The organism is bacterium SCSIO 12741 (assembly GCA_024398055.1).
Lineage (GTDB): Bacteria > Bacteroidota > Bacteroidia > Flavobacteriales_G > Salibacteraceae > SCSIO-12741.
The window spans coordinates 165,264-190,049 of sequence record CP073749.1 but is presented as its reverse complement, the minus strand read 5'-3'; the positions used below and the strand labels follow the sequence as shown (position 1 = coordinate 190,049).

The window sequence follows — 24,786 nt, the reverse complement described above, 5'->3', positions numbered from 1 at the left end:
AACATGTTAATTGTAAAACTTCGTGGAGGAATGGGGAACCAAATGTTCCAATTTGCGTTTGCTCATAGCTTGGCGGAAAAGTTAAATACCGAACTCTATTACGATGATTCTCTGCTCAGAATGAAGCCGAGCAATGATCAAACCCTGTTGCGGGACTTTTCACTGGAGTGTTTTGAGCTTTCAGCTAAACCCATCACCGGATGGAATCGCTACCGGTATGTAGGAGTGCCTTATCATGTGAAAGGCCACCGCTGGTACAACTTTCTGGGTAATCTCTTTTTTCCTAAAAAAGAACTGATTGAAACCGATCGCCGGTTTCATGCAGAATACTTGAAGGCTCAAGACGGAACCTGTATGGTAGGATCCTTTCAAAGCGAGAAGTACTTTAAAGACTCTCGTGAACTTGTATGTAAGGACTTTACCTTCAAATCCAAGATTACGGGAGCAGAGCCTGAGCTGGCTAATCGAATTAGCTCCAATCATTCGGTTGGGCTTCACGTTCGCCGTGGTGATTACGTGAACGATCCCGATTTTAAAGAAATCCTGGGACACATTGGTAAACTATATTACCAACGAGCCATTCAAGAGTTAGAAAAGAAACATCAGGACTTAACCTATTTCATTTTTTCAGATGACCCCGAATGGGCGGAGGAGCATATTGGTAAAGGAGTTCTTCAAGGCCGGCCTTTTCAAGTAGTTCGACCTGGACAACATGACAGGCAGGATGCCGTAGAAATGTACCTACTCTCCTTGTGTAAGCACTTTGTGATTTCCAATTCCACCTTTTCCTGGTGGAGTGCCTGGTTGTCTAATCATCCTGAAAAAATGGTGATTGCCCCGGCAGAATGGGTGAGTACCCCCTGGAAAGAAAACTACCAAGCCCACCCGGCTGATATCGTACCCGATAATTGGATAAGGATGAGCAGTTATGAGTAAACCCTTGCTCAACTTTGAATACCCGCCTCCCAAAACCTGGAGGAACCACTTAAGTAAGGCACTGAGGGATTACAAATCCCGTCAATACAAGAAGCGGACCGATCAATTGGTGAAAACCATCGTAGATCAGGGCGTTTGTGTTTTTGGTCCCTTTATAGGTGAACTTGGGCATCTTCTGGCCCACAACCTTCCCTTGGTAACCTGGTTAAAGGCACAAGGGGTGAAGGTGCATTTTGTGGGCTTTGAGAAGTTTGAAGCCTTTTTGTATGATAGTACAGGTGAGCCTTTGTATGAGCAATTCTATCCCCTTCGCGATTTTGGTGGAGAGACGAGTATCAAATCCAATTTTGCCGAAGAGTTTCCGGCCGATGTAGCAGAAGAGTGGAATCGCCTGAAGTCGTCCTTTGCCGAAAAAGGATGGCCAACCTGGTACCTTGAAGATGAGACAGAATACTGGTACGAATACCGAAAGTGGCTTTACAAAAGTGATTTCTTTCAGGTAAGCGATCTTAGCCAGGTATATGGAAAAAGGGAGCCAGGGAAAAAGGTATGTTCTGTATTTGTACGATTTCGTCCACCCGATAATCCGGTTAAGTTGGCTGCCAATGGTCCACTATGGGACTATGAAAAACTGGTAGAAGCTTTGCTCGATGTTTATGATGAAATTAACCTGGTAGGGAGTCCGCACCAAAGCATTGATTCATTTTCCATTAAAGACGAACGGGTAAAATGGAGAGTGTCCCACAATAATCGTGAAATATTGCAACTTATCGGTTCTTCCGATATGATGATTACGCCACATTCCGGGGCCATGTATCTTAGTGCATATTTTACCGCTGGTTTAACGGTAATTTATCACGGAATTAGAGATTATTCGGAGATTGCAGATGTTCATTCTACATTGGCTTACCTCCATAAATTGAATCCAAATATTAATACCATATTTGCATTCAGCAACACTGATATTAAAGATAAACTGATACGTTTTCATGAAACGACTTGAGATTGATTTTAACTTGAATGGAATTGACGTGCTAGTAAGCTTGGCGCGCTACCAATTTGTATTGAGAACCCACAACAACAGAGAGGCAAAAGTGCTCGATTTTGGATGTGGATCAGGATATGGGAGCCGCTTGTTGAAAGAGCGTTTTGCCGAGGTTGTTTCCTTCGATGTTTATCCAGATGACTACAAGCCCAAAGGAATTGACGTGATCAATGATTTGTCTCCTTACCAGGAAGGCAATTTTGACATCATCACTTGTTTTGAGGTAATTGAACACGTGGATGAAGCCGGACAGGAAAAATTGATGCAGGATCTTCACCGAATGATGACCGACAACGGTACACTATACATCAGTACGGTAAGAAAAATGGATCCTCCTCCCACCGAAAATCGCAAGATTGAGCACATCCGCGAATTGGATTTTGAAGAGTTGCTGGATTACTGTAATCGCTACTTCCACAACGTGTATACGTTTGGACAGATTGATCAAACGATTTCTACTTTTTACCCAGAAAATCACTACCACTTCGTATTCATTTGCAGTGGAAAGAAATGAAGTTAACCACAATCGATAACTTTTTTCAGGGAGTCTCCGACCTTCGGGTATTGGTAATTGGAGAAACGATTACCGATCGATTTCAAAGGGTGAACTACGAAGGGCACTCCATGAAATCCTTTTGCCCGGTATTTAGGGTAGAAGACGATGCCATATCCGAACAACAAGGTGGTGCTATGGCCGTGGCCAATCACTTGAAAGGTTTTGTGAAGCAAGTGGACATCGAAACCAATGGGGACGATCACCGCATTGTGAAAACCCGTTTGATTGATGCCAACAGTTCTGATAAACACGTAGAGATTAACCGTTTTCCGGATTTTTCGAACCATCAGCTGGATGTTCGAGGCCGTGATTACGATGTGGTTATTGTGGCTGATTTTGGTCACGGATATTGTGATAACCTCTTGGTGGATGATGGCTTTCATTTAATGTGTCAAACCAATTCCAACAACTTTGGTTTTAACCGCTTGAGCAAGTGGAAAAACAGCCACAAAAGAAGCATTTGCATCGATTTGAGGGAGGCCAGTTTACAATTGAACAAGAAGATCTCGAGCATGGACGAAGAGACCATCAAGGGCTTGTTTAATTACGAAACGAATACCGAAGAAATTTACGTCACTTTAGGAGCTGCTGGATCTTCATTTTACAACGGATCTCAGTTTATCAAAACTCCTTCCTTTAAAAGCCAGATTGTTGATACGATTGGGGCAGGCGATACCTTTTTTGCCTTTGCCTGTATCGCTTCAGCCATCGATATGAATCCAGAGCAACGAATGCTTGTTCCTGCTCTTGCCGCTAGCTTGTCTACCACTTGGTTGTGCAACGAAAAGTCAGTTGAACCAGAAGCGCTTTTGAAATATGCCACTCAATTTATATAACGAGACATACCGGGCAGTATTCGAGTCGGAAGAAACGGCTCAGTTGCTCGACGATTGGGTTCAGGATATCCTGAATGCCAACAACCTGTACTTCATTGGAAATGGTGGGTCCAATTCAATCACCTCTCACATGATGGAGGACTTTGGTAAAATGGTTCGCAAACGTTCCTATTCTTTTACCGATCCTGCTTTGATCACCTGTTACGCCAACGACTATGGGTACGAAAACGCCCTGGCCGAGTGGTTGAAGTTGTATATGGAGCCCGGAGATTTGCTTATTGCAATTAGCAGCTCAGGGAATTCTGCCAACATTATCAACGGTGTGAAAGAAGCGCAGAGCAAGGGCGTTAAAGTATTGTCCTGTTCCGGATTTTCTGCCGACAACAAACTCAGAGCTCTCTCTGATTCAGATTTCCACATTTCAGCCAAAAGCTATGGAATCGTGGAGTGCTTTCACCAAGTATTTATTCACGCTGTATTGGATGCGTGCGCCGAAAAGCTAAAGGCTTAGTATGAAAAAAGTATTGATTACAGGAGTAGCTGGATTTATCGGATCCAACCTACTTGACCGAGTGATCGCAGAAACCGATTGGATGGTTGACGGAATCGACAATCTGTCCACCGGTAATAAAGACAATATTGAACACCATCTGGGTAACGATAGACTTCAGTTTACCCAAGGTGATTTGGCGGATTTGACCACGCTAAAACCCTACGACATTGTATTCCACCTGGCAGCCCTGCCACGAATTCAACCGAGCTTTGAGCTGATCAATGAGCACATCGTTGCCAATTTGAATACGGCCATTCACTTGGTGGAGTTGATGATCAAAGAAGATCATTATCCTCGTTTGGTATACAGTGGATCAAGTGCCATTTATGGTACGCCATTGCACACACCTACCACAGAAGAAGAGCGGATCGATTGCATTAGTCCCTATGCTTTTCAGAAATACGAGGTGGAGAAATACCTGGAATTGATCAGTACGCGTTTCCCATTGAATTATGTGACCTTGAGGTACTTCAATCCTTACGGGCCGCGATCGTTTAATGCTAAGAACCCGTTCAACGCTTACAGCAGTGTAGTGGGTATTTTCCTGAACAAACAAAAGAATGGCGAGCCATTGACCATTACCGGTGATGGGCAGCAAATGAGAGATTTTATTCACGTTCAGGATTTGGCAGATGCTAATATTAAAGCTGGATTGCATCCGGAGAAGATCAATACTTTCTTCAATATTGGCTATGGCGAAACCATTAGTATCAACGAAATGGCCAATATGATTTCAGACAATCAGGTTTACATTGAGAAACGTGATGGAGAAGCTGAGATTACCCATGCTGACATCAGCAAAGCAAAAGAAATTCTTAACTGGACCCCTTCCTGCTCCCTGGCGGAGTATTTGGCGGAAGAGGTATAAAATCGGAAGATATGAATAGCCTTCTTTCCGGAATTCGAAGTTTGGTTCGTAAAAGTGGATTTGACCTGGTACGCTATCAGGATGAATTATCACCAATTGACCACAGACGTTATTTGGAGATCATCAACAAAGGTAGCTTTGACACCATTTTTGACATCGGAGCCAACATTGGCCAGTTTGCCGAATCGGTATTGCCCTATGTAGATTCTAAGGTGCAGGTGGTTTCCTTCGAACCCATGCCCAAGGAACATGAAGTTATCGCTCAAAAGGCGAAGGGGATTTCAAACTGGACCGTATACGATCGGATTGCAGTAGGAGAGAAGCAAGGTAGCGCCAGCATTAAGATTACAGCTAACTCTGTAAGTAGTTCTTTGCTGGAGGTTAAAAAAGATTTGCAACAGATTTCGGGATTGGGTCAGGTTGGTGAAGTGGAAACACCAGTCAACTCGATCAACAATATCGTTAAAGAATTTCCGAATGCTAAAAACATCTTCCTAAAGGCCGATGTACAGGGCTTTGAAGAGCCTGTAATTAACGGTGCCTTGGAAGTTTTGGACAAGATCGGAGCCATTCACCTGGAGTTATCCCTTATTCCTCATTACGAAGGTCAGGGAGAAATGCATCACTTGATCTCTCGTGTGGTGGAGCTTGGCTACAAAGCCGTATTGTTCTTACCCCATACCACGTTCAACGAAAAAGGAGAACTTCTTCAAGTAGATGTAGTTTTCAAAAGAAAAGACGCATGAAAGTAGGGTTTGCCTGCGGAGTTTACGACCTGTTTCACGCTGGTCATGTGCTTATGCTTCAGGAATGCAGAGAGCACTGTGACTATTTGGTGTTGGGACTCAATCGGGCAGAGAATATAGACCCTGAAATCAATCCAGGAAAAAAGCCTCCCGTGTATTCCTTTGAAGAGCGCAAACTGATTCTCGAAAATTCACGCTACGTGGATGAGGTGATTGGTTATAATTCCGAAGAGGAGCTCATGGAAATCATGAAGGAGCGTCAATTTGATGTACGTTTCTTAGGCGATGATTACCGGGGGAGACCCATCACCGGCCCAGATTTGGCTAAGAGCATTTATTACACCAACCGGGATCATGGTTACAGTACTACCGAAGTGAAAAACAGGGTAGTGGAACACTGGAAACCGGCTCAGGAATAAGTTGATTTACAAACCACATAGAGAGAATCCGTGAAAAAAATTTTCGTCATAGTCGGTACCCGGCCCAACTTCATTAAGATTACCCAATTTAAGAAGTACGGCGCTCAATTTGGATTTGATATTCGTGTGGTTCATACCGGTCAGCACTATGACTATAAAATGGCTCAGGTATTCTTCGATCAGTTTAAGCTCGAGCCAGACTACTTTTTAGAGATTCCAAAATCCACTCAGATCGATCAGATCGCGGAGGTAATGAAGCGTCTCGAAAAGCTTTTTACGGACGAGCAGCCTGACTTGGTTCTGGTTCCTGGTGATGTAAACAGCACCTTTGCTGCAGCCTTTGCAGCCAATCGAATGGGTATTACAGTTGGGCATATTGAGAGCGGTCTTCGTTCCTTTGATCCGGCCATGCCTGAAGAGATTAACCGGGTGCTTACTGACCGCATTACCGACATGTATTTTGTTACCGAACAAAGCGGATTGGATCATTTGACCACTGAGGGTGTGCCTGAAGAGAAGATCCATTTCGTGGGTAATACCATGATTGACACCATGTGTGCCTTCGAGCAGGAAATCGAAGAATCTCCTATCATTGATCAGTTGCAATTGGAAGGTTCACCTTTCATTTTGATGACCATGCACCGTCCAAGAAATGTGGATCAGCAGAATCAAATCGATAAGTTGATTGCGCTTTTGGGTCGACTTTCGGAGCGTTACCGAGTGGTGTTTCCAGTGCATCCGAGAACCCGTAAGTTGTTGGAAGATGCCTTTGAGCAGGCCGAAAACCTGAGTAGTGATCGTATTCACCTGGTAGAGCCTATGGATTACTTCAGCTTTCAGAAGTTGATCAAGTACACCGATGTTATTATTACCGATAGTGGTGGTATTCAGGAGGAATCCACTTTCCGTCAGGTTCCTTGCCTTACGCTGCGTCCAAATACAGAAAGACCCGTTACCATCGATATAGGAACCAATACGCTTCTTCCTTTTGATTTGGATCTGGTGGACAGCTACCTGAAAAAGATTGAGAGTGGAGAATACAAGCAAGGTCAAATTCCACCGCAATGGGATGGCCATGCGACCGAACGTATTTTAGAGGCCATTCAGGCCCAACTTTCCTAAGAAAATTCCAGAGAGGCTTAGCCCTTTTTCCGACCCACGGCAATTACGGAACTTCCAACTCCGATCCGTTGACCGTTTTTTACCTTGTTTAATTCTCCTGCCCAGAAACTGTTGAGGATGTTTTCTACGATACCTCCACCAGATGAGTGGCTGCCTTCAGCCTGATCCGTAATTTCCTCAGCACCTTTTCGACGTCCCAATTTGTAGGGAAGAGAACGTAGTAAAAAGATAGGGGCAATAAGTGGAGCGAATAAGTAGGAAATGTAATCCACTTCAAAGCCACATTTTTCAAGAAGTTCAGTGTAGGTCTTCATGGTGTAACGACGGTAGTGTCCCGCTTCAACATCTTCCGAACTCCAGAGGGTTTGAAAGGCAGGAACCGTAGAAATGAAATGGCCACCTGGTTTAATGGATTCGTGAATTTTCTTTACGAAGGCAACATCATCCTCAATGTGTTCCACCACATCAAAAGCCCCGGCTGCATCCAAAAAATTTTCTTGACTGGGAAGAACCTGTAGGGTAGAGCATATCACATGTTCCACACCACGTTTGGCGGCATTGGCTGCCCCATTCGGTCCGGGTTCTACCAACACACAGGGTTGCCCTGATTTTTGCAAATGTTTGGATACAACACCGTTCCCTCCACCAATGTCACAAAAGACCTCATCCTTTTCCAAGAATCGATCTACGAGTGCTGCGATGCAATCGTTACGGTGATTGAACCAAAAACTTCCATCTTCAATTTCAAAGCATACGTGATTGCCTTCATCCGGATAGGAAATCTTATAATCTTCAGTATAAAACCAGATGCCGTCCTTCTTTTCAAATTCAGGAGATTTTTCCAAAAGTTCAATCAGTGATGCCATGCCTTTAGTATTAAGGGGTGAAAGTGTTCCCTTGAGCGACAAATATATACTTTGATTGCACGCCTGCGAGGAAAAGAAAACACTTCGCTTACTTCCCCAACAGTCGAGCTTGTGCACACAAAAAAATTACATTTGCGACCAATGAACCCCGACAGATAAACCATGGAACACATCTACCTTACTTACCTCGAAATAGGTACCGGCATCTACAAGAGCCAGGTGATCGACGTGGTGGCCAAATTGAATGAATTGGGAGCGGAAAAGGGCTACAAGATTCGATTGGTGGCTTTGGCTCCTTTACGTACTTACTCGAAGAATAAGGAGTGGCTTAAAGAAAATGCTCCAGATGCCATCGTGTTGCCAGCTGTTCCCCGAATCAAGAACTGGAAACTCAATCGGATGGTTCTCAATTTCCTCTTTCTGATGAAAGGGCGTCCTAAAACAATTTTGGCCAGAAACATTCTGGCTGCTCATATTGCTAAGGGGGTAAAAGGGGCACAGGTAATTTTTGATGGTCGGGGGGCTATTTGGAAAGAAGCGGAGGAATACAACATTTTTGACCAAGCCTTGAGCAACGAGGAGGTCAAGCGAATGGAAACCGAGGCGGTTCATCAGAGTGCCTTTCGTTTAGCTGTTTCGAATCAATTGGTGGCCTACTGGAAAAAATACCTGGGGTATACCCAGAACAACCATGTGGTGGTACCCTGTACGTTAAGTACCCATCACCTGGATGAGGCCGGCGGAGTGACTCGGAAAGATCTGGGGTGGTCGGATGATTCTGTGGTATTGGTTTTTAGCGGTTCCTTAGCAGGTTGGCAGAGCTTGGATGATTTGTACAATCCGCTCGAAGCTTTATTGGAAAAACAACATGAAGCCTGTTTGATGTTTTTGAGCAAGGAAAATGAGTTGACCCAACGACTGGAACAGAAATTCTCCGGACGGGTAAAACGTTTTTGGTTGGACCATAAACAGGTGTTTTCCTACCTCTCCTTGGCAGACTATGGTCTTTTGCTGCGGTCTCCAAGTATTACCAACAAGGTGGCGTCACCGGTCAAGTTTGCTGAATACCTGAGTGCCGGTTTACAGGTGCTCATCAGCTCTGATATTGGCGATTTTAGCGAATCCACCCAAAAGGAGAAATTAGGTCACGTGTTGAAATCCTTTGATGATTTAAGAGCATTGAACCTAACCGCGTTAAACAGCTCTGATCGAGAGAGAAGTCGTGCGTTTGCCGCTAAGTATTTCAATAAAAGCAGCGAAGATGTTGAGGCTCGTTTCAAGCAGATTGTCCAATTTTCTTTGGATTCGAAGTAGAAGAACTCCATCACCCAAAATGTAAACTATATCTTGGCCGCCATGTTTTTTAATAGGAATTGGAACAAGTATCATTTTCTGACCATCGCCCTACTGGTGAAGGCTCTCATGTTGCTATTTCTGGTTCATTACCACAGTCAGTCCGATGATCGCTTCCTCTATGGCTGGATCTTCGAACACAATGACTATCATTACTTCCTGCTTCCGGTAGACAATTTCTTTGAGCATGGGCGCTACGAGTACATTCCCGGTCAAACCTTTAGTGGGAGAATGCCCGGGTACTGGTTTCCCTACATGGTGCTCCGATTCATTTTTTCCAAAGCCATTGCTCTCAATTTGCTGGTTATTGGTCAGTTGGTATTAAGTGCGACTTCGGTCTATGTATTGGCCCGAACCGCCGAGTTGATTTTAAACTCCAAAAGAGCCTTTTACTTCACTTTTTGGATTTACTTGATTAGCACTTTTACCTCCGTTTTTGATTATCAGACAATTTCGGAAAGCTTTTCGGTAAGTGCGATGATTTTCTTCTTCTTCCACCTGGTTCGCTACCTAAAAGATCCTAAGAAAAGCACCCTGCTCATGGCTGGACTCTTTTTAGCCTGGGCGATTTTCCTTCGACCCTTTTTAGGGGTTAACCTTCTACTAATCCCGCTGTTGATATTGGTTAAGTACCGGAAGAAGTTTCTGCGAACCATAGTCCACCTAATCATTTTCGGAATTCCTTTCATCGTTTTTGAGTCGGCCTGGGTGGTGCGAAACTACAAGGTGAACGACAAGCTGGTGCTTTTAACCACAGGCGTGCAGGACTATGGTCGGGTTTATAGCCCGGGTTGGCAATCCGTTCGAACTTTATTCTACCGTTGGGGGGGACAAGCCGTCTATTTTGAACCCGGCATGGCCAAATGGTTTCGACGCGATCCCATAGAAGAACCATTTACCTTCCCAGATTATGTTTTCGAGGGAGTAGATTACACCTATCAGGACATTCAAAACCTAAAAGAACGATATCAGGCGATTCAAAACCTGGAGTCTGACGAAGAGTTTTACCGGCAAGATTCCTTGATCCATTGGGAAGCTCAGGGGTATTTAAAATCTTTTCAGGAGGCCCACCCCTTTCGATACAGCGTATGGGCCGGTGTTCGGGGAATGAAACGTTTGATATTCAGCAGTGGAAGCACCTTTCTTCCCTTTCCATCCTTCGGGCAAATGAACATGGTTCAAAAAGGGATCAAGCTTTTTTACTCCTTCCTCTATTACCTGCTACTGGCTGGAATTATTCCCGGGTTGTGGCTTTTATTGCGTAGAAAGGATACCCGTTTTTACGGTATTTTGATAGCTGGATTATGTATTCAACTGGTGCTGGTAATTTCCTATTACTCACAATACCAGGGACCTCGCTATTCCATTACCATCTACCCCATGTACGTCCTCTTGTTATCCACGGTATTCGTGCATTTCGACAGGAAGTTCAAAATTTTGTCCAAGTCGGACTAATATTGCTCTTTCGGGGTTTTTCTAAAGAATCAATTTGTCTACATTTGGCTTGGTCGGTATATCGGCTTTCAGTTCAAATCAGGTGTAGATAAATGGGTAAGAGCATCGTAATTACACAGTCCAATTACATTCCCTGGAAAGGGTATTTTGACAACATCAATGCGGTGGATGAAATCGTGTTGTATGATGACATGCAGTACACCCGTCGTGACTGGCGTAATCGGAACAAAATCAAAACTCCACAAGGGGTTCAATGGTTGACCATTCCGGTAGTGGTTAAAGGAAAGTTTGAGCAGAAGATCAATGAGACCTTAACGTCTGAAACCAAATGGGCCGACAAGCATTTACGCTCTTTCCAATTGAACTATGGTAAGGCCCCTTGTTTTGGTGATATCCATCCTTGGGTGGAAGAGATTTACCAAACCGCTCCTCGCGAAAACCTGACTGAAATAAACCGCCATTTTATTGAGAAGATTAACGCCCGATTGGGAATAGATACGAAGATTAGCGACAGCCGCGAATTTGATCTGGGAGAAGGAAAAACCGAGAGGTTGGTCAATGTATGTCTGGCTGCTGGTGCAACGGATTACTATTGCGGTCCAGCTTCCAAATCCTATTTGGATGAGTCCCTGTTTAACGATAAGGGGGTTCAAGTACACTACTTTGATTACAGTGGCTATCCTGAATATCCGCAGATGTTTGGGGCCTTTGAGCATGCCGTCACCATTTTGGATTTGTTATATAACGTGGGTGATGAGGCTATGAAGTATTTGAAAACCAATGCCGTTTATGACTCCTGAGCTGAGCGTAGTTACCACCGTTTACCGATCTGAGTCCTATTTAAATCGGTTTATCGATAGCTGTTTGGAGAGCATTGAGAAGCTCGGTATACAGTCCTTCGAGCTGATTTTTGTGCTGGATGGTATTACGGATCAGTCCAAAGAATTGTTGGTCAAGCGAAAGGCACAGACCCCTGAGATTGTCATCGTTGAGTTTTCAAGAAACTTTGGTCATCACTATGCCATTACGGCTGGTCTGGAACAGTCCACTGGAAAGGATGTATTCCTTATTGATTGTGATCTGGAAGTAATGCCCTCTTTGGTCGAGCGTTTTTATGAAGAAAAACACAAAACGGGTGCGGATGTTGTTTACGGAATTCAAGCCCAGCGTAAAGGAAGTTGGGTGAAAGCCTATCTGGGATCATGGTTTTGGAAAGTGTTCAACTTCTTCAGCCAAACCCATGTACCCGAGAACGTGATGACCGAGCGATTGATGAGTCAGGAATACGTTCGTAAGTTGGTATCCTTAGGAGACCGAAACCTGTTTTTAGGCGGGATGATGTATTGGGTGGGTTACCACCAAGTAGGAATTGTGGTGGAGAAAAGCTCAAGAAAGAAATCGACCTATTCCTTTTTTCATCGCCTCAATCTGATGTTTCAGGCGATTTCATCCTTTTCACCCAAGCCGCTTTACTTCCTGTTCTATTTAGGTCTGATCATCTCGATGTTGAGTTTGAGTTTTATGACCTTCCTGTTTGTAAAAAAGATACTTTTTCCAGAAACTATTTTATCTGGATTCACCACCTTAGCAGCACTGCTTCTGTTTTCCACAGGAGTGGTCATATTGAGTTTGGGCATTGTGGGGCTTTACCTGTCCAAGATTTTTACCCAGACTCAAAATCGCCCATTGTACATTATTAAAACCATAATCAAGTGAGCAACATTCATTTACCAGACGACGAAAGACAGAGAATTGAGGATTCGGCCGCCGGGTACCATGGAGTCTATAATGATGAGAACATTCGCAACATTACCTGGATTAGTAACCAGATTGTTGCCCATGCCCAAAACCACGACGAAATTCTTGAATTGGGATTGGGGGATGGAACCACAACCCGGATTTTCCAAGAGAATTTTAAACAGGTGACTACCCTCGATGGTTCATCCATTTTAATTGACAAGTTCAAGGAGGACAACCCTGATTTGAACTCCGTGGATTTGGTGTGCACCTTCTTTGAGGAATACAACCCGGGAAAAACCTTTCAAAACATTGCCATGTGCAATGTGTTGGAGCACGTTTACGATCCTGGATTCATCATTGAGCATTACAAGAAATGGTTGGCCCCAGGTGGACGGTTCTTTATCAGCGTTCCTTCCGCCACGTCCTTGAACCGTCGCATTGGATTTGAAGCCGGTCTTTTGGATGACTTGTTTGCTTTTCAGGAACAAGATTACATCCTTGGACATCGACGTTACTATTCTTCCGAAACCATCGTTGAGTTCCTCAAGGATTGTGGATTGACCATTCATCGGGTAGAGGGAGTGGCGCTGAAGGTGATTACTACCGGGCAGATGCAGAAATTGAATTTTGACGACAACATTCACCAGGCTTTATTGAAAATCGGGGTTGACTATCCAGAATTGACCACGATGGTTTACATCGAAGCCTCTGTTAATAGCTAAATATGCAAAACCAAAAAACGGTACTGGTTACCGGAGTTGGAGCCATCATCGGTTATGGCATTTTGCATTCCCTTAAAGCGTCTAAATACGATCTCCATATTATTGGAATTGATATTTATGACGATGCGGTAGGGCAGGAGTGGTGCGATACTTTTATTCAAGGTATTCCAGCCAATGATCCTGATTTTATTCCCTACATCAATCAGCTGGTTGCTGAGCGCCAAATTGATTTGATCATTCCAGGAATTGAGCCCGACATCCAAGCCTTTATGGCCGCTGGTGAGCAACTCAAGGCCAAATGGGTGCACAATCAATCCAAGCTTATGGAACTGTGCACTGATAAACTGGACTTCTACCGATACTTGGAAAATGAATCCGATTGGGACGTAATCCCAACTTTGCAGGGATGTTCCTTTGAGCAAAACGCTGAACAATTGGGATTGCCCTTTTTGATCAAGCCGCGCAAAGGTTCTGCCTCTAAGGGTATTCGTAAGATCCATACAAAACGAGAATTTGATTTTTACACGGAGTCCGACCCCGATGCGATCCTTTGTCAAAAGGTAATTGGGGACGAACAAAGTGAATATACCCTGGCCGTTTTTGGTACGGGAGATGGCAGTTTTAAAAATTCCATTCTTTTGAGAAGAGTTCTTTCTAAGGACGGTTCAACGTCAAAGGCCTGGGTTGAGAACAACGCTGCCATTATGGAATATGCCGCTAAACTCTGTCAGGTGTTTCGTCCCATTGGACCCACCAATATGCAGTTTAGGATGGAGGATGGTAAACCCTATATTTTGGAAATAAACCCCAGAATATCCAGTGCCTGTTCCATTAGAACGTCTTTTGGTTACAATGAACCGGAAATGTGCCTTTCCTACTTTTTATTAGGTGAACTTCCCGAAGAAGTTTCTCTTAAATCCGGGAGAGCTGTTCGATACATCAAGGACCAAATACATTATGACTGAACCCATAGCCTTTATATCTGACATTCATGGGAATTACCCTGCTCTGGATGCCGTTTTAAAGGACATCCACCAGCGAGGAATTCAGCAAGTATATTGCCTGGGTGACTTAATTGGATTTAATTCCATGGTCAATGAAGTGGTTGATCGATTGCGGGAAGAACAGATTCCCTGCATTATGGGAAACCACGATTATGCCTTAATTCACAACGAAGGGCGCATCGATCGATCGAAAACGGCGACTCGTATTTTGCAACGCCAGCAGAAAGAGTTAAGCTCAGAAAATATTTCCTTCCTGGCCGAAATGCCAGAATCCAGAACCATTTCCCGGAATAACCGTAAGTTGATGATGGTTCACGGCGGGATGCAGGATCCAATTGATGAATACCTTTTGAATTTTGATCAGGAATATGCGGACAACTATTTAGAGGATACCCATATTCTGGCTACTGGACATACTCATCAGTTTTTCTGTAAACAAGTGGAAAGTGGCCAAATGCATTTGAACCCGGCCTCCATCGGGCAACCTCGTGATGGAGACCCACGTGCCTCCTACGGTATATTGGAGGAAGACAATAGTTTTGTTCAGGTGAGGGTGGAGTACCCGGTGGATGTGATAGTAGAAGACATGAAACGAAAGGGCTACGAAGAGTACATTTTTCAAGTATTATACCGAGGAGTTAGAATAGGACAATGACACATAAGAAAATCGTTTTTAATAAACCCTATTTCACGGGACAGGAAACAGAGTACATTCTTGATGCCATTGATATTGGGCAATTATCCGGAAACGGGGCTTATACCCGCAAATGCCAGGCTTTTTTTGAGGAGCGTTACTCCATTAAAAAAGGACTACTGACCACGTCTTGTACCCATGCCTTGGAAATGAGCGCAGTGCTCTTGAATTTGCAACCGGGCGATGAGGTAATTCTACCTTCTTACACCTTTGTTTCCACAGCAAATGCATTTGCCTTAAAAGGTGCAAAGCTTCGATTCATTGATTCCAGACCCGATCATCCGGGAATGGATGAAGAAGCCATCGAATCGTTGATCACGCCTAAAACCAAATTGATCGTACCGGTACACTACGCCGGAGTAGCATGTGATATGGACCCCATCATGGAAGTGGCCAAAAAACATGGGGTATACGTAGTAGAAGATGCGGCTCAGGCTATCGATTCATTTTACAAAGGACGGTCGCTGGGAAGTATTGGACAGATGGCCACCTTTTCTTTTCATGAAACCAAAAATGTGATTTCAGGTGAAGGTGGATTGATCGCTATCAACGATGATCAGTGGGTAGAACGGTCAGAAATAGTATGGGAAAAAGGAACCAATCGCTCGGCATTTTTTCGGGGCGAGATTGATAAATACGGCTGGGTAGACTTAGGATCGTCCTATTTGCCATCAGAAATGATTGCAGCTTTCCTCTATGCCCAGCTTCAGAATCTGGAAGCCATTCAGTCGCGAAGAGCGGAGATTTGGAACCTGTATTGGGAAGGACTAAAAGACTTGAACGATAAAGTTCGCATGCCTGTTATTCCAGACTATGCGACCAACAATTACCACATGTTCTATCTGGTTTGTGATTCCCTGAAACAACGATCTGAGCTGATCAAATTCCTCAAGGAAGAAAACATTCACGCTGTGTTCCACTACCAGAGTTTGCACCAAAGCGATTACTTCAAAGACAAGCATGACGGACGAGACTTAAGCAATTGCGATCGGTATTCCTCCTGTTTGGTTCGATTGCCGTTTTATGCTGCTTTGGAAAAGGACGAGCAGCTTCGCGTCATAGAACGAATCAGGAAGTTTTACCTATAAATAGACGGCAATCTTCATGACAGCACCTAAAGCTCTTCTGATTACAGACGGGATTTATCCCATGACCATTGGTGGTATGCAACGTCATGCTTACTACCTGCTTTTGGCTCTCGTGGAACGGGGATGGCAGGTAGAGGTCTATTTACCCGCCTATTTGAACCAGGATAAGTTCTGGGAGGTGTTTCCAAAAACTTGGAAAGGTCAAGTGAAACTAAACCCTGTTGAGTACCCCACTTTTTCCATGCCCCTTACTTACGTTTTGTCGGAACGTGGATATAGTAAAAACTTGTATAAAGCTTTGGAAGGCAGGGACGACCTATCCTCATTTGATGCCATCTTAACCAAAGGGTTTACAGCTTGTACCTGGAAGAAGGAGTCCCGAAAGAATTTTCCACCAGTAATTTCTCAGCTGCACGGCTTGGAAATGTTCCAACCCACCTTTGATTTTAAATCGAAGATGGCAGCTAAGAGCCTCCAACGAATCGCTTTAGACAGTCTAAGAAATGCGGATTGGATTCTTTGTTACGGCGGGAAAATTCGTGACCTGCACCACAAGCTTTTGGGAAGTGATAAGAACTTGATCAATTTTCACGGAGGATTGCTCAAGGACAACCTAAAGGATAGCATACAGCCCACCGGAAGTACTAAGAAGTTTCTTTTCATTGGAAGAAATGAGCGTAGAAAGGGTATTCCCGAACTGCTGCAAATTGCCAATCAGGCATTTGGAAAGAAAGGCGATTTTGAATTGCATTGGATTGGAGAATTAGACGAAGGAATTCGTCCTACCGATGCTGCATTTCATTACCATGGTAAGGTTACTTCACTTACGCAATATTTTAACATTGTAGATACTTGCGATTGTTTGTTACTTCCAAGTATATCGGAAGGTTTTCCTACCGTGTTACCCGAATCTATGGGGCGTGGATTAACGGCTTTGGCCATGGATGTTGGCGCTGTAAATCAGTTGGTCAATGATCATACTGGCTGGTTGGTTCCGGATCATCAGGAGTTTGAGAAACAATTTAATCTTCTCATTCAGGAAGATCCTAAAGAACTGGACCGAAGAAAGCAAGGTGCTTTGGATCAAGTGAAGGAATCATTTACCTGGGAATACCTGGGCAATCGTTTGATAGAAGTATTAAATTCGGCCTCGGTTTGATAGTCGGAAATGGATTAGTAGCGAGGAGTTGTGCCTCTTTGAAGGATCGGGAAGACCTGGTCATTTTTGCTTCAGGAGTAGCCAACAGTGGAGAGAAATTGGAAGATCCCTTTAATCGGGAGTGGACTCTGCTTCAGGAGTACATGGATCGTTTTCCAGATAAAAAATTTGTCTATTTCAGCACCTGTAGTGTTTTCGATCCGAGTAAGTCGAGTACGGCATACGTGCAGTTCAAAAGGAAAGTAGAAGCCTTGCTACTCGAATCCAAGCGAGCCCTGGTGGTTCGATTACCCATTTTGGTAGGGCCGACCTCCAACCCGAATCAATTTTGCAATTTTCTCTACAATCAAATCACTTCTGGTGGAGAATTTGAATTGCATACCGAGGCTGAACGCTACCTGTTTTGGTCAGGAGATTTGGCGGCAGCTATCTCAGCGGCACTCACTCAATCTGATTTGTTTGAGATCAATGTTTGCCACCCTAATGCCACATCGGTATCCCGGTTGGTAGAAATTATGGAAGAGGGGCTTGGGCAAAAGGCTCGTTACCAAAAAGTACACAAAGGAGATCGCTATTCAGTGGATACTCAGAGATTTGAAACACTGATTGAAAAGGATAACCACCGCTATCTTCAGTCACCAGAAGAGATCATCACCCAATTCTTGACCGATAAAAATAAGTAGAGTAGAAATTTGCTCTAAAATTTGGATGATCGAGTTGATGAATTGCTTATCATCCACAGGGTAAGTTATTATATATTTACGGGCCCGTAGAAGCGCAGATCCTAAGCAGTTCAATTCATGGTAGAGTTTATTAAAAAGAACTTTTCATTTCTGATATTTTTAATGAGTTGGCCGCTGATTTTTCAGCTGAATTCATTTTTAATTATTGGGATCGTTTTGATCTTTGGGCTACTGCTTTTGGCCCAGAGAAACTACCTCATGATTTTTATGTCCTTCTGGTATTTGCTTATCCTTTCAGATAACTTTTACCTGGAGTTTGCCACCCAAGTCAAGCCGCTCTACATGGTCATAGTCTTCATTGGGGGCCTTATGATTTATCGGCAATACGGCTATACCAATCATGTTTTAAGGAATCTTACGCCCTTTTTGCTCCTGGCAATGGCTATGGTTTTCGTAAGTCCTGACCTCGGGTTAAGTGCGCGTAAATACTTGTCCTATTGCCTTTTGGTAATTTCAGCGCCCTTTTACATGAAGTACTTTACCGAGCATCAGCCTCGTACGGCGCTTAAGGGAATTGTTACTTTTTCGGCACTCATTATTATTTCCTGCCTGGTTTTTGGATCCATCAGTGAATATGGAATCAGTCACGGGGGGCGCCTTCGTGGAATCTTTGGTAACCCCAATGGATTGGCCATGTATTGCCTCTTTACCTTGCTGTTTTTTGAAACCGTTAAGAGCAAACTTGAAGACAAGGGGTTTGGACGTAGAGAGCGCATCTTTTTTTACCTCATTGTTATCGTCACGCTACTTTATTCGGGTAGTCGGGCAGCCTTGATGTCGGTACTCATTTTTTATGTTTTCAATTACATCACCTCCCGAATCTCTTTAGCCGTTGGCTTACTCATGGTAGGTACCCTGATATTCGTGTACGATTTTGTATTGGAGGCAGGTGTATATGTGCTTACCGAGGTGGGATTGCAAGATGAACTTCGATTGGAAGGTTCTCAGGGTGTAGAAACGGGTTCTGGTCGACTAATTGCCTGGCGATTCGCCTGGGAGGAGATTCAGAAAAACTTCTTTTTGGGTCGGGGATGGGCCTACGATGAAATTTGGATTTTCGGTCCTATTCAGATCCTGCTGGAAACCCTAAACCACCAAGGTGGGGTGCACAATACTTACCTCATTGTTTGGCTGAACAACGGCCTGATTGGTCTGATCCTGTTTCTGGGAGGATTGCTGGCTACCTTCACCCGGGCTGCTAAGAAAAGTAAATTGGCTTTCCCGGCATTATATGCCGCCTTCTTTCAGGCCAACTTTGAGCCTTGGTTAGGAGCATCACTCAACCCCTATACCGTCATCTTTTTTATGACCGTTACCCTGCAATTGAGTGAGCTAAAATGGGAGGAAGTAGAAGAAAAAATTCCTGCCTTCGTTAGTGGTACTCTAAAGCGTCAGTTTTGATTCGGAAAATACTTCTGGTTATAGTCGTACTCCTTTTGGTTTCCGAAATTGTAATGCGTTTTATGGGCATGGGGAACCCTGTACTTTATATGGGGGATCGTGATTTCGAATACATTTTGGTGCCCAATCAAAAGGTAAAACGATTTGGAAACCTGATTGAGACCAACTCCTTGTCGCAGCGTAATCCCGAGCCGGTAAAGGGAAAGATAACCGTACTCAAAATTGGAGATTCGATCATTAATGGTGGAGATCACCTTTCTAATAATGAGTTGTCCAGTAATTTACTCAAGGATAGTTTAAACCTGGCGATCGATACACCCATTCAAGTACTTAATATTTCTGCCGGAAGCTGGGGGCCGGAAAATGGAGCGGCTTACTTGAAACGATATGGCACCTTCGATGCCAAGGTGATGATACTGGTTTACTCTTCTCACGATCGAAAAGATTTCATTGGCGAATACAGTCCCATTGAGGTAAATATCAATTATCCAATAGAGTCCTACAGTCTGGCCTGGGTTGAATTGATTCGTAAAAAGTTGGTGATGCACCGCTGGGATGCTGCCCCTTATCCCAATGCTCCTCGCGACCCGAGCTTTGGGACCGAAAATCAAGGCTTCAGACAGTTAAAAGAAATGGCCGATCGGGATGGAATTCAGGTATTGGGATACTTGCATCCGACCCGAGAAGAGGTAGCCCAACAACAATATGAACAAGACGGACTCGAAATCCTGGAGATTTGGAAACAGCAAGGAGTTCCCACAATTCAGGGAATGAATTACATGACTGATGAATGTTACCGAGATTTCATTCACCTCAATGCATTGGGAAATCAAAAGGTAGCCTCGGCTATTTTACCCAAGGCTCAGGAAATGGTACAAAACTCCCTTTAACGAATCATTCCGGCACCCAAGGTCTCGTGAGTCATTTCATCCACGATAATAAAGGCACCTAAGCGTCTATTGGTCCGGTAAGGATCTGTCATCAAAGGCTGGGTGCTTCTCAACTTCACCCGGCAGATATCATTCAAACGGATGTTCAAATCCTCCTCGTTTCGGCTCATGGTGTTGATGTCTACTTTGTACAGCACTTCTTTCACCATAGCTTTCACTTCATTGGTCGTATGCTTCAGCAAGTAACGTTTCCGCGTTTGCAAGGCATTGTGACTAAACCAGCAGATCATGGCATCTAAATCCTGGGCTTGTTCCGGTTGATTGTTCACCCGAACCAGCATATTACCGCGGCTGATGTCGATATCATCTTCCAGAGTCATTACTACCGACATAGGAGGATAAGCTGTTTCCACTGAGTCATCGCCCACCATTATGTCCTGAATGGTGCTGGTCATTCCGGAAGGAAGGGCAATTACTTCTTCACCCTTTTTGAAAACCCCTGAAGTAACCATTCCGGCGTATCCTCTAAAATCGTGGAAAGCTTCGCTGTGTGGGCGAATTACGGTTTGTACCGGGAATCTGCTATCGAGGAAATTTTCGTCATTCGAGATATGTACGGTTTCCAAGGTATGGAGAAGGGTAGCTCCGTGGTACCAATCCATATTTTCGGAAGAATTCACCACATTGTCGCCTTTGAGGGCGCTGATTGGAATGAACTGGATATCCTTAACCTGGAGTTTGTGAGAAATCTCGTTAAATTCCTGAATCACCTTTTCATAAGCTTCTTCCGAATAGTCGACCAAATCCATTTTGTTGATGCAAACGATCAAGTGAGGAATTTGGAGCAAACTGGCGATGAAGGCGTGTCTTTTGGTTTGTTCAATCACCCCATTACGCACATCGACCAAAATCAATGCTAAGTTGGCGTTGGAGGCACCAGTCACCATGTTACGGGTATACTGGATGTGTCCTGGAGTATCGGCAATGATGAATTTACGCTTGGGAGTGGAAAAGTAGCGGTAGGCCACGTCAATCGTGATTCCTTGTTCTCTTTCGTCCTTTAGTCCATCCGTGAGCAGGGAGAAGTCCAGTTCATCCAGGCCTCTTTTCTGGCTGCTTTGCTCCACTGCCGAGAGCTGGTCCTCAAAAATGGACTTGGAGTCATACAACAAACGTCCAATGAGGGTTGATTTTCCATCATCCACACTACCGGCGGTAGTAAAACGTAAAAGTTCTATATCTTCTGTCAACATGTGTTTGGCAATTCTGTTAAAAGTAACCTTCCTTTTTTCGATCTTCCATGGCCGTTTCTGAGCGCTGATCGTCAGCACGTCCACCACGTTCGGTTTTGCGGGAAGCAGCAATTTCCCCAATAATCATTTCCAGGTTATCGGCATCCGATTCCACGGCACCGGTAATGGTCAAGTCTCCAATGGTTCGGAAACGAACTTTTTTCATTACTGGAGTCTCATTGGGTTTTAAGTTGAGGTAGCTCGAGTTGGCCAGAATAGTATCATTTCGGAAAATGACTTCTCTTTCGTGAGCAAAGTAGAGCGATGGCAATTCAATGTTTTCCAGCTGAATGTACTGCCAGATGTCAAGCTCGGTAAAGTTACTTAGCGGGAATACCCGAAAGTGCTCGCCCATGCTTTTCTTGCCGTTGTACAGATTCCAAAGCTCCGGACGCTGGTTTTTGGGATCCCATTGCCCAAAATCGTCGCGGTGGGAGAATATTCTTTCTTTGGCCCTGGCTTTTTCCTCATCTCTTCGGCCACCACCTAAACAACAATCCACCTTGTTTTCTTCAATGGCATCCAAAAGGGTAATGGATTGAATACGATTGCGAGATGCGTTTACTCCATTTTCGTCCTGAGCACGTCCTTCGTCAATGCTCTTTTGAACCGAACCTACGATCAAGCGGGTTTCCATCTTCTCCACAAAGCGGTCTCTAAATTCCAGGGTTTCCGGAAAGTTATGTCCCGTATCAATGTGCATCAAAGGAAAAGGAAGCTTTGCCGGGTAAAACGCCTTGCGGGCAATATGTGCCATCACAATGGAGTCTTTTCCACCCGAAAAAAGGATCACAGGGTTTTCAAATTGGGCATAGGCTTCGCGAATGATATACATAGCCTCTGCCTCGAGAGTTCTTAGGTGATTTAAGTGCAATTTCATGTAGGCCTAAATTCTGTTGCAAATGTAAGCTTTAGCCCTTCAACCTGGGGATTAGGTAATCCAAAACTTCCTGGGTAGAAGTTTCCAGTGAACGGGTACCTGTATCTACCCGAATATCAGGTGATTCAGGAGTTTCGTAAGGGCTGTTGATTCCGGTGAATTCTGGGATTTCGCCATTGATCGCCCGTCGGTACAATCCCTTTACGTCTCTTTTTATGCAAATCTCTATGGGACAGTCTACAAAAACTTCCACAAAATCCTCAGGGCCAACGATGGCCTTGGCTTGTTCTCTGTCCTTGGCAAAAGGAGAAATAAAAGAGGTGAGGGTTACAATTCCTGCATCGCAAAAGAGCTTGGCGGTCTCTGCGATACGTCGGATATTTTCCTGGCGGCCTTCGGCGGAAAAGTCCAGGTCGCCATTGAGTCCTCTGCGAATGTTATCGCCATCCAGAGTATAAGTGGTGATGCCTTGCTCAAACAGTCGTTTTTCCACCTCATTGGCCAATGTACTTTTTCCCGATCCGGAAAGACCAGTGAACCAAATCACCAGATTGCGATGACCCAGTTGTACATTTCGGCTATCTCGGTTTATTTTAAAAGACTGTTCGTATACGTTTTTCATACTGTTAGAAACAAATAGATGGCAAAAAGAGCAAAATACAAGCCGCTGTAAAAGACTCCAATTTTAAGAAAATCCTTCATACGGTAGGCCCCGGCGGCGCTAATCATCAAATTAGTTTGGTAACCGTAGGGTGTAAGGAAGGATGCAGATGCTCCAAAGGCCAGCGAAAGGAAGATAACAAAGGACGAATCCTCTGGAAAGCTTAGGGTCAAACTGTAAACAATAGGGAAAAGTATGGAGACCGCAGCCACGTTTGTTAATAGGTTGGTTATCGCCATGGCCAACAAGAACACACAGAGTGAAACGCCGATTAAAGGCATATCCTGAAGCGGAAAAAGCAAGGATTCAGCAATCCAGTTCGTGGTACCCGATTGAATCAAAACATCCCCAATCAAAAAGGCCGAGGCGATGATGGCGGCAATATCGAGGTTGAGGTTTTTCTTGATTTGATCGAGGGAAGCTCTACCTGTGGCAATCAGGGTAAATAGGATCAACGACACCGCAGGAAGTAAGGGTAGAACACCAAATAGAGCCAATAACAGGACGCCCAAAATAACGGGTAGGTATAGCTTTTGAAACAAGCTTGGGGCTTCCTCGGTTTTACGATTGCGATGGGTACTAATAAAATAGAGATTCCGATCTGTATTCAACCGTTGGCGAAATCCTTCACCGGTGGTGAGAAGTAAAAAGTCTCCAGGTTGAAAAACCTGATCTCCAATCTTTCCGGATAGTGTTTCCCCATTGCGGTGGATTCCAATAATGGCCGCATCATAGGTTTCCCTGAAATTGCTCTCCTTTACTTTTTTGCCAATCAAGTTGGAGTTGAACGGAATGATTACTTCTTGTATCTGTTGGTTTTTTCCGAGGTTAAATTTTGAATCCTTAGGCAGAATCATATCCTCCCTCGATTCAATCAATTCCAGCAGCTGAACGGTGTCTCCGGCAAACAAAAGCCGATCATTGGCCTGTAGCACTTCCCTGGGCGAAACCGGGGTAATCACTTCTGTGCCACGAATAATTTCCGTTAGGAAGCCGCCTTGCAAATTTCTCAGACCAGCATCTTGAATAGTATGACCCACTAAATCAGATAGAGTAGGGATCTTGGTTTCAAGGATAAATTCTTTAGGGTTGTTTTTGATGGTCTGCATCAAGGAAATGCGATCGGGTAGAAGTTGGCCTGAGAAGAAGGTGAGAAATAAAATTCCTCCAAATGTGACCATGGCTCCGGGAATCAGATAGTGAAAGGTGCTAAGCTCCGCGAGTTCGGAATTAGAAAGCATTCCATTAAGTACCAGATTGGTGGAGGTACCGATAACGGTCAAGGTTCCTCCCGTGATGGCTGCATAAGACAATGGAATAAGCGTTTTACTCGGAGATATCTCCATTTTGCGTGACCATTCTTGAACGTAGGGAATCAGCAAGGCTACGATTGGGGTATTGTTGAGAATGGAGGAGAAAAGCGAGACTCCCGTAGTCATCCTAAAAAGAAAGGTGCCCGGCGAAGGCTCTTTTCCCAGAAGTCGACCAAACAGCCGATCCAATTGAATATTGTCTTTGATCAGGTTGGCCACAATGATGAGCATCAATATGGTCAATAGCTGCTCGTTGGACAAAAAGGATAAAAAGGTTTGAAAATCAGAATACCCCAGGAAAATATAGAGCACCGCCGTACCTATAAACACCAACGATGCCCTCCATCGATCCCAAATGAGAACGCCGAAAAACAAGGCCAGAATACCTACGATTATCTGATGGTCAGAAAGCATCATTCGATGCCAAAAATACCTAACCAATTC

Annotated in this window: 26 protein-coding genes; 21 read left to right on the top strand and 5 right to left on the bottom strand. The window is 44.3% G+C overall.

All coding sequences use genetic code 11. The annotated features are described in order from the left end of the window. Positions 1-3 precede the first annotated feature (3 nt). Genes KFE98_00830 through wecB form a run of 9 tightly spaced genes read left to right on the top strand, consistent with a single transcriptional unit; the run spans position 4 to position 7,081 of the window. The gene (locus KFE98_00830; GenBank protein ID UTW62731.1) at positions 4-936 is read left to right on the top strand and encodes an alpha-1,2-fucosyltransferase; all 933 of its coding nucleotides are present in this window, start codon (positions 4-6) and stop codon (positions 934-936) included. Beyond that, complete coding sequence (locus KFE98_00825; GenBank protein UTW62730.1) at positions 929-1,939, top strand: hypothetical protein; 1,011 nt, start codon at positions 929-931, stop codon at positions 1,937-1,939. Before KFE98_00830 ends, KFE98_00825 begins: the two co-directional genes overlap by 8 nt. Beyond that, on the top strand, positions 1,926-2,495 hold the full coding sequence (locus KFE98_00820; protein UTW62729.1) for a class I SAM-dependent methyltransferase: 570 nt from the start codon (positions 1,926-1,928) through the stop codon (positions 2,493-2,495). The genes KFE98_00825 and KFE98_00820 overlap by 14 nt, the downstream gene beginning before the upstream one ends. Then, the gene (locus KFE98_00815) at positions 2,492-3,373 is read left to right on the top strand and encodes a hypothetical protein (protein UTW62728.1); all 882 of its coding nucleotides are present in this window, start codon (positions 2,492-2,494) and stop codon (positions 3,371-3,373) included. The genes KFE98_00820 and KFE98_00815 overlap by 4 nt, the downstream gene beginning before the upstream one ends. Continuing rightward, positions 3,354-3,884, top strand: a complete 531-nt coding sequence (locus KFE98_00810; GenBank protein ID UTW62727.1) for an SIS domain-containing protein — start codon at positions 3,354-3,356, stop codon at positions 3,882-3,884. The genes KFE98_00815 and KFE98_00810 overlap by 20 nt, the downstream gene beginning before the upstream one ends. Position 3,885: 1 nt before the next feature. Beyond that, positions 3,886-4,794 carry an NAD-dependent epimerase/dehydratase family protein gene (locus KFE98_00805; GenBank protein ID UTW62726.1) on the top strand — a complete coding sequence of 303 codons (909 nt, stop codon included), beginning with the start codon at positions 3,886-3,888 and terminating at the stop codon, positions 4,792-4,794. An 11-nt stretch (positions 4,795-4,805) separates the two neighbouring features. Beyond that, the gene (locus KFE98_00800) at positions 4,806-5,540 is read left to right on the top strand and encodes an FkbM family methyltransferase (GenBank protein UTW62725.1); all 735 of its coding nucleotides are present in this window, start codon (positions 4,806-4,808) and stop codon (positions 5,538-5,540) included. Continuing rightward, positions 5,537-5,959: an adenylyltransferase/cytidyltransferase family protein gene (locus KFE98_00795; protein ID UTW62724.1), complete on the top strand. Its 423-nt coding sequence runs from the start codon at positions 5,537-5,539 to the stop codon at positions 5,957-5,959. The genes KFE98_00800 and KFE98_00795 overlap by 4 nt, the downstream gene beginning before the upstream one ends. Positions 5,960-5,989: 30 nt before the next feature. Then, positions 5,990-7,081, top strand: a complete 1,092-nt coding sequence (gene wecB, locus KFE98_00790; GenBank protein UTW62723.1) for a UDP-N-acetylglucosamine 2-epimerase (non-hydrolyzing) — start codon at positions 5,990-5,992, stop codon at positions 7,079-7,081. A 17-nt stretch (positions 7,082-7,098) separates the two neighbouring features. Here wecB and KFE98_00785 read toward each other — a convergent pair whose 3' ends face one another. Then, entirely contained in the window at positions 7,099-7,947 is an 849-nt protein-coding gene (locus KFE98_00785) for a class I SAM-dependent methyltransferase (GenBank protein UTW62722.1), read from the bottom strand. 162 nt (positions 7,948-8,109) lie between these two features. Here KFE98_00785 and KFE98_00780 point away from each other — a divergent pair, with 162 nt between their 5' ends. The 12 genes from KFE98_00780 (at position 8,110) to KFE98_00725 (ending at position 20,196) form a co-directional block, all read left to right on the top strand. Next, positions 8,110-9,261, top strand: a complete 1,152-nt coding sequence (locus KFE98_00780) for a hypothetical protein (GenBank protein UTW62721.1) — start codon at positions 8,110-8,112, stop codon at positions 9,259-9,261. 42 nt (positions 9,262-9,303) lie between these two features. Next, positions 9,304-10,755, top strand: coding sequence for a hypothetical protein (locus KFE98_00775; protein UTW62720.1), 1,452 nt, complete (start codon positions 9,304-9,306; stop codon positions 10,753-10,755). A 92-nt stretch (positions 10,756-10,847) separates the two neighbouring features. Next, positions 10,848-11,555 carry a WbqC family protein gene (locus KFE98_00770; protein UTW62719.1) on the top strand — a complete coding sequence of 236 codons (708 nt, stop codon included), beginning with the start codon at positions 10,848-10,850 and terminating at the stop codon, positions 11,553-11,555. Continuing rightward, positions 11,545-12,471, top strand: a complete 927-nt coding sequence (locus KFE98_00765; protein ID UTW62718.1) for a glycosyltransferase family 2 protein — start codon at positions 11,545-11,547, stop codon at positions 12,469-12,471. Before KFE98_00770 ends, KFE98_00765 begins: the two co-directional genes overlap by 11 nt. Beyond that, complete coding sequence (locus tag KFE98_00760; GenBank protein UTW62717.1) at positions 12,468-13,217, top strand: class I SAM-dependent methyltransferase; 750 nt, start codon at positions 12,468-12,470, stop codon at positions 13,215-13,217. The genes KFE98_00765 and KFE98_00760 overlap by 4 nt, the downstream gene beginning before the upstream one ends. A gap of 2 nt (positions 13,218-13,219) precedes the next feature. Beyond that, positions 13,220-14,182, top strand: a complete 963-nt coding sequence (locus tag KFE98_00755; GenBank protein UTW62716.1) for an ATP-grasp domain-containing protein — start codon at positions 13,220-13,222, stop codon at positions 14,180-14,182. Then, on the top strand, positions 14,175-14,876 hold the full coding sequence (locus tag KFE98_00750; protein UTW62715.1) for a metallophosphoesterase family protein: 702 nt from the start codon (positions 14,175-14,177) through the stop codon (positions 14,874-14,876). The genes KFE98_00755 and KFE98_00750 overlap by 8 nt, the downstream gene beginning before the upstream one ends. Continuing rightward, positions 14,873-16,003: a dTDP-4-amino-4,6-dideoxygalactose transaminase gene (rffA, locus tag KFE98_00745; GenBank protein UTW62714.1), complete on the top strand. Its 1,131-nt coding sequence runs from the start codon at positions 14,873-14,875 to the stop codon at positions 16,001-16,003. Before KFE98_00750 ends, rffA begins: the two co-directional genes overlap by 4 nt. Positions 16,004-16,019: 16 nt before the next feature. Continuing rightward, positions 16,020-17,162 (top strand): glycosyltransferase family 4 protein, encoded by a 1,143-nt coding sequence (locus KFE98_00740; GenBank protein UTW62713.1) that lies wholly within the window; start codon positions 16,020-16,022, stop codon positions 17,160-17,162. Next, positions 17,159-17,845, top strand: coding sequence for an NAD(P)-dependent oxidoreductase (locus tag KFE98_00735; protein UTW62712.1), 687 nt, complete (start codon positions 17,159-17,161; stop codon positions 17,843-17,845). Before KFE98_00740 ends, KFE98_00735 begins: the two co-directional genes overlap by 4 nt. A 216-nt stretch (positions 17,846-18,061) precedes the next feature. Then, entirely contained in the window at positions 18,062-19,306 is a 1,245-nt protein-coding gene (locus KFE98_00730; GenBank protein ID UTW62711.1) for an O-antigen ligase family protein, read from the top strand. Then, entirely contained in the window at positions 19,303-20,196 is an 894-nt protein-coding gene (locus KFE98_00725) for a hypothetical protein (GenBank protein UTW62710.1), read from the top strand. The genes KFE98_00730 and KFE98_00725 overlap by 4 nt, the downstream gene beginning before the upstream one ends. Here KFE98_00725 and KFE98_00720 read toward each other — a convergent pair. From KFE98_00720 to KFE98_00705, 4 genes are read right to left on the bottom strand one after another with little or no spacing between them, the layout of a single operon-like run. Then, positions 20,193-21,449, bottom strand: a complete 1,257-nt coding sequence (locus tag KFE98_00720; GenBank protein ID UTW62709.1) for a GTP-binding protein — start codon at positions 21,447-21,449, stop codon at positions 20,193-20,195. The genes KFE98_00725 and KFE98_00720 overlap by 4 nt on opposite strands. 16 nt (positions 21,450-21,465) lie before the next feature. Continuing rightward, positions 21,466-22,368: a sulfate adenylyltransferase subunit CysD gene (cysD, locus tag KFE98_00715; GenBank protein UTW62708.1), complete on the bottom strand. Its 903-nt coding sequence runs from the start codon at positions 22,366-22,368 to the stop codon at positions 21,466-21,468. A gap of 31 nt (positions 22,369-22,399) precedes the next feature. Next, positions 22,400-22,990, bottom strand: coding sequence for an adenylyl-sulfate kinase (cysC, locus tag KFE98_00710; GenBank protein ID UTW62707.1), 591 nt, complete (start codon positions 22,988-22,990; stop codon positions 22,400-22,402). Further along, the gene (locus KFE98_00705; GenBank protein ID UTW62706.1) at positions 22,987-24,759 is read right to left on the bottom strand and encodes an SLC13 family permease; all 1,773 of its coding nucleotides are present in this window, start codon (positions 24,757-24,759) and stop codon (positions 22,987-22,989) included. The genes cysC and KFE98_00705 overlap by 4 nt, the downstream gene beginning before the upstream one ends. Positions 24,760-24,786: the final 27 nt, after the last annotated feature.